Here is an 8,208-nt window from a genome sequence, read left to right on the forward strand (position 1 = left end):
CGGCCGCCGGTGCAACGGCGTACGGCGCCCTCCGCCAGGAACCGTCCGGAACAGCAGAGAGAAGCGTATGGACCGCCTCGACAACACCGTCCGCCCCTACGCCTGGGGTTCCACCACCGCCATCCCGCACCTGCTCGGTACCGAACCGAGCGGTGAGCCGCAGGCGGAGATGTGGATGGGCGCCCATCCGGGCGCGCCCTCGCGCACCGGCGGGCGCGGCACCCTCGCCGACGTCATCGACGCCGACCCGGAGCGGGAACTGGGCGCCAAGGCGGTCGCGAAGTTCGGCCCGAAGCTGCCCTTCCTGCTCAAGATCCTCGCCGCCGGCGCTCCGCTCTCCCTCCAGGTGCACCCCAACCTCCAGCAGGCCAAGGAGGGTTACGCCGACGAGGAGAGCCGGGGCATCCCGGCCGACGCCCCGCACCGCAACTACAAGGACGCCAACCACAAGCCCGAACTGATCTGCGCCCTCACCGAGTTCGACGGCCTGTGCGGCTTCCGCGCCCCGGGCGAGGCCGCCGAGCTGCTCGCCGCCCTCGGCGTGGACTCCCTCAAGCCGTACGCCGACCTGCTGCGCGCCCACCCCGAGGACGCGGCCCTGCGCGAGGTCCTCACCGCGATCCTCACCGCCGACCGCGAGGAGATCTCCCACACGGTCACCGAGGCCGCGGCCGCCTGCGACCGCCTGGGCGGCGACTACGCCCCCTACGCCGGCCTCGCCCACCACTTCCCAGGCGACCCCGGCGTCCTCGCCGCCATGCTCCTCAACCGCGTCCGCCTCCAGCCCGGCGAGGCCCTCTTCCTCGGCGCCGGCATCCCGCACGCCTACATCAGCGGCCTCGGCGTCGAGATCATGGCGAACTCCGACAACGTCCTGCGCTGTGGCCTGACCCCCAAGCACGTCGACGTCCCCGAACTCCTGCGCGTCGTCCGCTTCGAGGCCGGTGACCCCGGCGTCCTGCGCCCCGAGGCCGCCCCGGACGGCGAGGAGGTCTACGAGACCCCCATCGACGAGTTCCGTCTGTCCCGCTACGTCCTTCCCGAGGGTGCCGCCCCCCACGACCTCACCCTCGGCACCCCACAGATCCTGCTCTGCACGGCCGGTTCGGTACGGGCGGGCGAGCACCTGCTGACCCCGGGGCGGTCCGTGTTCGTCCCGGCGGGTGAGCAGGCCGAAGTCGCCGGGGCCGGCACGGTCTTCCGGGCCACGGTCGTCGTGTGACGTCCACCGGACCGCCGTTGCGGTGACCTGACGTACCGCCGCCGGGCCGGGCTGCGACAATGGCCCACCGGCAAAGGACGGGCAAAGGCCGGGACCGGAACGGGTACCTGGGACACGGGTACGGACGAACGGTACGGACGAAGGCGAAGGGACAACGCGAACACATGAGCGCGTCAGGCGGCACCAGGGCGATCGTGGCGGCACTCGGCGCCAACCTCGCGATCGCGGCATCGAAGTTCGTGGCGTTCGCCTTCAGCGGCTCGTCGTCGATGCTCGCCGAGGGCGTGCACTCGGTCGCCGACTCCGGCAACCAGTTCCTGCTGCTGATCGGCGGCAAGAAGGCCGAGCGCGAGGCGACGCCGCAGCACCCCTTCGGGTACGGCCGTGAGCGCTACATCTACGCCTTCCTCGTCTCGATCGTGCTGTTCTCCATCGGCGGCATGTTCGCCATCTACGAGGGTTCCGAGAAGATCCGCCACCCGCACGAGATCGAGCACTGGTACTGGCCGGTGGGCGTGCTCGTCTTCGCGCTCATCGCCGAGGGCTTCTCCTTCCGCACCGCCATCAAGGAGTCCAACGAACTGCGCGGCAAGCTGTCCTGGGCGCAGTTCATCCGCCGTGCCAAGGCGCCCGAGCTGCCGGTCGTCCTCCTGGAGGACTTCGGCGCGCTGATCGGTCTGGTCCTCGCGCTCGGCGGCGTCGGGCTGGCCCTGCTCACCGGCGACGGCGTGTGGGACGGCATCGGCACCGTCTGCATCGGTGTCCTGCTCGTCCTGATCGCCCTGGTGCTGGCCGCCGAGACCAAGTCGCTGCTGCTCGGCGAGGCCGCCGGCGCGGACGTGGTCCAGCAGATCGAGGCCGCCACGGTCGACGGCGACTCGGTCACCGGCATCATCCACATGCGCACCCTCCACCTCGGCCCCGAGGAACTGCTCGTCGCCGCCAAGATCGCCGTCCGGCACGACGACACGGCCGCCGAGGTCGCCGCCGCGATCGACGCCGCCGAGGACCGCATCCGCACCGCCGTCCCCATCGCCCGCGTCATCTACCTCGAACCGGACATCTACAACGAGGCCGAGGCCGCCAAGGGCCCGGACCGCGAGGCGACGCCGGGCGGACCGGCCCCGCGCGCCGGCGGCCACTGACCCGCCACGACCACGGCCGACGGGGCCCGCCGATCGCTCGGCGGGCCCCGTCCTCGTTCACACCGCCGTGGGCCACGGCGGCACGGGCGGCGCCGCCTTCCTCGGCCGCGTGGCCACCGCCCCGACCCCCAGGCCGAGCCCGACCAGCACCGCGACGGCCCCGGCGAACACCGCGGCGCCGATCAGGAACGGCACGGCGCGGCTGCCGAGGACCCAGCCCCGGACGGCCGAGACGGGCACCGTCCCGCCGTGGTCGTCGGCGAAGAAGCGCGAGTCCCTCGAGTTGGCCCGGTGGTCGCCCAGCAGAAACAGCCGGCCCTGCGGCACCCGCACGTCGTACGCCTTGTGCGCCCCGTCGGCGTCGCCGTCCTTCACATACGGCTCCTGAAGCGGCCTGCCGTTCACGGTGATCCGCGCCCGCGTCCCCTCATCGGTGCAGCACACGACGTGGTCGCCGCCCACCGCGACGACCCGCTCCATCACGTCGGTGCCCAAGGCGTAGCGGTCCGGCGCGGAGAACATGACGACATCGCCGCGCCGCACCTGCGTACCGTCCACACGTTCGAAAAAGACCCGGTCCCCCGGCTCGTACGTCGGCGACATGCTGGAACTGCGCACGACCGCCCCACCGTAGGCCTCCTTGCCGTACACGAACGCGCCGAGCCCCAACAGCAGCCCCGCAAGTCCCACCACCAGCGCCGCCCTCGTAAGTGCCCGCACTCCGCCTGCCCTCCGTCCCTCCCCGCGCGGCCCGTCCGCGGCGCAGAGGGTAGCGAAGTGTCCGGAGGCGGACTGGGGCACCCGCCACCCTCCGGTGTAGCTTGGGACGGAGCCAGACGTCGCTGCTGATGGCGGTCGGGCGGCCCCACGACGGGCCGACCGAGGGAGAGAGGGCCTCCGACGGACTGCGCTGCGCGTACGCGGGCATGCCTGTGTCCTCCTCGGGCACCCCTGTGTCCGCCGCCGCGCAGGTCAGCCGTACCCACCTCGACCCAACCCCGAGGAGCAGCCCGTAATGACGACTGTCGAGAACCGACAGGACTTCAAGGTCGCCGACCTGTCCCTGGCCGAGTTCGGCCGCAAGGAGATCACCCTCGCCGAGCACGAGATGCCTGGCCTGATGGCGATCCGCGAGGAGTACGCCGAGCGGCAGCCGCTGCGCGGCGCCCGGATCACCGGCTCCCTGCACATGACCGTCCAGACCGCCGTCCTGATCGAGACCCTGGTGGCCCTGGGCGCGCAGGTCCGCTGGGCCTCCTGCAACATCTTCTCCACCCAGGACCACGCGGCCGCCGCCATCGCCGTCGGAGCGAACGGCACCCCCGACAGCCCGCAGGGCATCCCGGTCTTCGCCTGGAAGGGCGAGACCCTGGAGGAGTACTGGTGGTGCACCGAGCAGGCGCTGACCTGGCCGGGCACCGCCACCGGCGGCCCGAACATGATCCTGGACGACGGCGGTGACGCCACCCTCCTCGTCCACAAGGGCGTCGAGTACGAGAAGGACGGCAAGGTCCCCTCGCCCGACACGGCCGAGTCCGACGAGCACCGCGTCATCCTCCAGCTGCTGACCCGCACGCTCGCGGAGAACCCGCAGAAGTGGACCCAGCTGGCGTCCGAGATCCGCGGCGTCACCGAGGAGACCACCACCGGCGTGCACCGCCTGTACGAGATGCAGCGCGACGGCACCCTCCTCTTCCCGGCGATCAACGTCAACGACTCCGTCACCAAGTCGAAGTTCGACAACAAGTACGGCTGCCGGCACTCCCTGGTGGACGGCATCAACCGCGCCACCGACGTCCTGATCGGCGGCAAGACCGCCGTCGTCTGCGGCTACGGCGACGTGGGCAAGGGCTGCGCGGAGTCCCTGCGCGGCCAGGGCGCCCGCGTGATCATCACCGAGATCGACCCGATCTGCGCCCTGCAGGCGGCGATGGACGGCTACCAGGTCACCACGCTGGACGAGGTCGTCGAGACCGCCGACATCTTCGTCACCACCACCGGCAACAAGGACATCATCCTTGCCGCGGACATGGCGAAGATGAAGCACCAGGCGATCGTCGGCAACATCGGCCACTTCGACAACGAGATCGACATGGCCGGCCTCGCCAAGATCCCCGGCATCGTCAAGGACGAGGTCAAGCCGCAGGTCCACACCTGGACCTTCCCTGACGGCAAGAAGATCATCGTGCTGTCCGAGGGCCGCCTGCTGAACCTGGGCAACGCCACCGGTCACCCGTCGTTCGTGATGTCCAACTCCTTCGCGGACCAGACCCTGGCCCAGATCGAGCTGTTCACCAAGCCCGACGAGTACCCGACCGGCGTCTACGTCCTGCCCAAGCACCTCGACGAGAAGGTCGCCCGTCTCCACCTGGACGCGCTCGGCGTGAAGCTGACCAAGCTCCGCCCCGAGCAGGCCGCGTACATCGGCGTGGAGGTCGACGGCCCGTTCAAGGCGGACCACTACCGCTACTGACCGGCCACCGAGTCGCACCCCGCGTCTCGCCCAGGTCCTCAGAGGCAGGCCCCCGCACCCCCGTGGCGGGGGCCTGCCCCTTTGGCCGGACCGGCGGCCGTCACGCACGCCGGACCCACTCGCCGAGGCGACCGGACGAGCCCGGACCAGCCCCTCAGAACCCAGGACCCCAATGCCCCGCGGCCGTTATTCGCTGCACGATCCGCACGATCACACCCCCTTCGCGGAAGAGCACTTCCAGTGCGCCCCCGGACCCTCCGGCTGGCGCTATGTCTCCCAGGTGACCACGGTCTCGGGCGACCACCGCGGCAGCGTCGATCTCGCCCTCGACGAGCTCGGCCGCCCGATCCGCCTCGAACTGCACGCGGGAGGCTGGCAGGTGCGCGGTGCCGCCCTCGACGGCGTCACCTGGGTCCGCACCGACCCCGCCGGTGCCCATGCCACCGAAGGCAATGTGCGCGCCCACGCCTTCACCGGCACGTCCCCCGCGTTCCTCGTCGCCACCGCCCGTCTCCTGCGCCTCACCCCCTCCGCCTCCGCAACACGCGTACGACTCGTCGCCCTCACTGATCCGGTCCTCGCTCCGCGCACCGTTGACCAGTCCTGGGCCCTGGTGAAAAGAGAAGCACACGGCACTGACAACGGCCCCCTGACCGTGGACGAATACCAGGTCACAGCCCTGGACACGGGAGAACAGCACGCCGTGCACATCGCCGGGGACGTGGTCCTGTCCGCGCCCGGAATCGAGCTCGAGGAGCTCCGGTCGCCGCCGTCGGACTTCGGCTCCTGACCCCGGCTCCGGCGGGGGAGGCCGGCCGGTCTACGCCGGCGGAACGAACCCGGTGGCGGGCCGCTCGGCCGGCCCCGGGTCCCGGGGAGCCGGGTGGTGCGTGCCGCTGCCGCCCCCGTACGCCGGCGATTCGGGCCGGGCCGCGGCCCCCGGACCGGTGACCGGCGGCACACCCGGTGCCTGCGGCGCCGGGAAGCCGTGGTCCGCGGCCACACCGACCGCCGGACCACCGTCGTTGTGAGTGCTGGTGCTGGTGCTGGTGCTGGTGCTGGTGCTGGTGCTGGTGCTGGTGCTGGTGCCGTTCCCGAAGGCCCGCCGGGCCTCTCGCGCCTGCCGCTCCTGCAGCACCGCCGCCAGGTACATGGCCGGCGGAACCCCGGGCGGCACCGGAGTCCCGGTACGGGCCGAGAGATCGGCGGCCAGCCGCTGCGCCATGCCCCAGCCGACCTGCGGATCCAGCTGCTGCATCCGCGTCAGGTACTGCCGGACCGCCAGCCACAGCCGGTCGGGCACCGCCGACAGGTCCAGAGCCGTGAAGCGTCCGGCCAGCCAGGGTGGCGGCGGAGGCACGAAGCCAGCCTGCCCGGTCGGTATCCGTTCCCGCACGACCAGGGTCCCCGCGAAGACGTCACCCAGCCGACGCCCCCGCGCCGACACCAGCGAGGCGATGCAGGCGACCACCCCGAACGTCATCAGGATCTCGACCACGCCGATCGCACCGCGCACCAGCGCGTGCCGGAAACGGATCGGCCCGCCGTCGTCCCGCACCACCCGCAGCCCGCAGGCCAGCTTCCCGAGCGACCGCCCGTGGCTGAGCGTCTCCACCGCGATCGGTCCGCCCACCAGCACGAGCAGGAAGGTGGCGATCGACAGCGCGATCTGCGCCGCCTCGTCCAGCGAGGCCGTGGCGGCCACCAGAGCCACGGTCACGGCGATATAGACCGCCATGGCCACGGCAAGGTCCAGCAGCACGGCCAATGCCCTGCTGGGCACCCTCGCCGGGCGCAACTCCAGCGCCACCGCCTCGCCCGTCACCAGCTCACTCACGCCGCCGTCCTTCCCCTGGCCTGCCCCGAGAACGGCCAGTCTGCCAAGCTGAGGGCATTCGCGCCGCAGTACGACAAGCTGACACCGCCAACGAGCAGTCGCACCAGTCGAATCAACAGCCGAGGAGCAGGCAGACACGATGGACCTGGACGTCTTCGTCTCCGCCCACCGAGCCGAGTGGGACCGCCTCGACGCCCTGCTCCGCCGCCAGCGCCGCCTCACCGGCACGGAGGCCGACGAACTCGTCGCCCTCTACCAGCGCACCGCCACCCACCTCTCGCTGATCCAGTCCAGCGCGCCGGACCCCCAGCTCACCGGAAGGCTCAGCCAACTCGTGGCACGCGCGCGCAGCGCCGTCACGGGAACCCGCCGCGCCTCATGGCGCGATGTCACGCGGTTCCTGCTGGAGGGCTTCCCCGCCGCGGTCTACCGGGCCCGCCACTGGTGGGTACCCACGGCACTGCTCTCCACCGTCATCGCCGCTCTCCTGGGATGGTGGATCGGCACACACCCCGAAGTGCAGGCCACGATCGCCGCCCCCGGCGAACTGCGGCAGCTCACCCGCCCCGGCGGCGAGTACGAGACCTACTACTCCAGCCACCCCGCGGCCGCCTTCGCCGCCCAGGTGTGGACGAACAACGCCCAGGCCGCCGCCATGTGCCTGGTCCTGGGCATCTTCCTGGGGCTGCCGGTGCTGTGGATCCTCTTCGAGAACATGCTCAACCTCGGGGTCGGCATCGGGCTGATGTCCTCGGCCGGGCGGCTCGACACGTTCCTCGGTCTCGTCCTCCCGCACGGCCTGCTCGAACTGACCGCGGTCTTCGTCGCCGCCGGTACGGGACTGCGCCTCGGCTGGACCCTCGTCGACCCGGGCCCGCGCTCCCGCCGCACGGCGCTCGCAGAAGAGGGCAGGGCCGCGGTGGGCATGGCGATAGGCCTCGCGCTCGTGCTCTTCGTGTCCGGCGCGATCGAAGGCTTCGTCACCCCGTCCGGCCTGCCCACTTGGGCCCGCATAGGGGTCGGGATCCTCGCCGAGCTGACCTTCCTCACCTACGTCTACGTCCTCGGAGGCCGCGCGGTACGCGCCGGCGACACGGGTGACGTGGCGGCGGTCGAACGCAGCGCGACCGTGCCGACCGCCGCCTGATGTGCGTTCGGGGTCGCTGAGCTGCTAGTCTCCTCTTCGCCCCACCGGAGCCGTTGACACGGAGCGGGTGGGGAGGTAGATTCGAACAGTTGCCTGGAACTGGGGTTAGTCCAGATGGGCGACAGAGAGCATCTATCCGCTTCCAGAAACGTTGATTTCTGAGAAGCCCCTCCCGATGAATCGGAAACCACGGCCGGTCGGACCGGCTCCAGGGTTCTGATAAAGTCGGAGCCGCCGGAAAGGTAAACGCGAAAGCGGAAACCTGGAAAGCGCCGAGGAAATCGGATCGGAAAAGATCTGATAGAGTCGGAAACACCGAAGGGAAGCGCCCGGAGGAAAGCCCGAGAGGGTGAGTACGAAGGAAGCGTCCGTTCCTTGAGAACT

The 8,208-nt window shown here is 71.1% G+C and carries 7 protein-coding genes; 5 read left to right on the forward strand and 2 right to left on the reverse strand.

Going from position 1 to position 8,208, the window contains the following annotated elements:
• Nucleotides 1-67 precede the first annotated feature (67 nt).
• Nucleotides 68-1,222, forward strand: coding sequence for a mannose-6-phosphate isomerase, class I (gene manA, locus ACH4UM_RS27305; protein ID WP_398184502.1), 1,155 nt, complete (start codon nt 68-70; stop codon nt 1,220-1,222).
• A gap of 164 nt (nt 1,223-1,386) precedes the next feature.
• Nucleotides 1,387-2,367: a cation diffusion facilitator family transporter gene (locus ACH4UM_RS27310; protein WP_398184505.1), complete on the forward strand. Its 981-nt coding sequence runs from the start codon at nt 1,387-1,389 to the stop codon at nt 2,365-2,367.
• A gap of 57 nt (nt 2,368-2,424) precedes the next feature.
• On the opposite strand, the gene lepB is transcribed toward ACH4UM_RS27310, so the two are convergent.
• Nucleotides 2,425-3,087 carry a signal peptidase I gene (lepB, locus tag ACH4UM_RS27315; protein ID WP_398184508.1) on the reverse strand — a complete coding sequence of 221 codons (663 nt, stop codon included), beginning with the start codon at nt 3,085-3,087 and terminating at the stop codon, nt 2,425-2,427.
• Between the two features lie 295 nt (nt 3,088-3,382).
• Between lepB and ahcY the strand changes: the two genes are divergently transcribed.
• Nucleotides 3,383-4,840 carry an adenosylhomocysteinase gene (ahcY, locus tag ACH4UM_RS27320; protein ID WP_398184510.1) on the forward strand — a complete coding sequence of 486 codons (1,458 nt, stop codon included), beginning with the start codon at nt 3,383-3,385 and terminating at the stop codon, nt 4,838-4,840.
• 172 nt (nt 4,841-5,012) lie between these two features.
• Nucleotides 5,013-5,630, forward strand: coding sequence for a hypothetical protein (locus ACH4UM_RS27325; protein ID WP_398184513.1), 618 nt, complete (start codon nt 5,013-5,015; stop codon nt 5,628-5,630).
• Nucleotides 5,631-5,660: 30 nt separating this feature from the next.
• Here the strand turns inward: ACH4UM_RS27325 and ACH4UM_RS27330 are convergent, their stop codons facing one another.
• Nucleotides 5,661-6,677 (reverse strand): RDD family protein, encoded by a 1,017-nt coding sequence (locus ACH4UM_RS27330; RefSeq protein WP_398184516.1) that lies wholly within the window; start codon nt 6,675-6,677, stop codon nt 5,661-5,663.
• 139 nt (nt 6,678-6,816) lie between these two features.
• Here ACH4UM_RS27330 and ACH4UM_RS27335 point away from each other — a divergent pair, with 139 nt between their 5' ends.
• Nucleotides 6,817-7,824: a stage II sporulation protein M gene (locus ACH4UM_RS27335; RefSeq protein ID WP_398184519.1), complete on the forward strand. Its 1,008-nt coding sequence runs from the start codon at nt 6,817-6,819 to the stop codon at nt 7,822-7,824.
• Nucleotides 7,825-8,208: the final 384 nt, after the last annotated feature.

The organism is Streptomyces sp. NPDC020801 (genome assembly GCF_044334385.1).
Lineage (GTDB): Bacteria > Actinomycetota > Actinomycetes > Streptomycetales > Streptomycetaceae > Streptomyces.

Coding starts and splice junctions, on each gene's coding strand:
- manA (WP_398184502.1), top strand. CDS start 68: ATGGACCGCCTCGACAACACCGTCCGCCCCTACGCCTGGGGTTCCACC.
- ACH4UM_RS27310 (WP_398184505.1), top strand. CDS start 1,387: ATGAGCGCGTCAGGCGGCACCAGGGCGATCGTGGCGGCACTCGGCGCC.
- ahcY (WP_398184510.1), top strand. CDS start 3,383: ATGACGACTGTCGAGAACCGACAGGACTTCAAGGTCGCCGACCTGTCC.
- ACH4UM_RS27325 (WP_398184513.1), top strand. CDS start 5,013: ATGCCCCGCGGCCGTTATTCGCTGCACGATCCGCACGATCACACCCCC.
- ACH4UM_RS27335 (WP_398184519.1), top strand. CDS start 6,817: ATGGACCTGGACGTCTTCGTCTCCGCCCACCGAGCCGAGTGGGACCGC.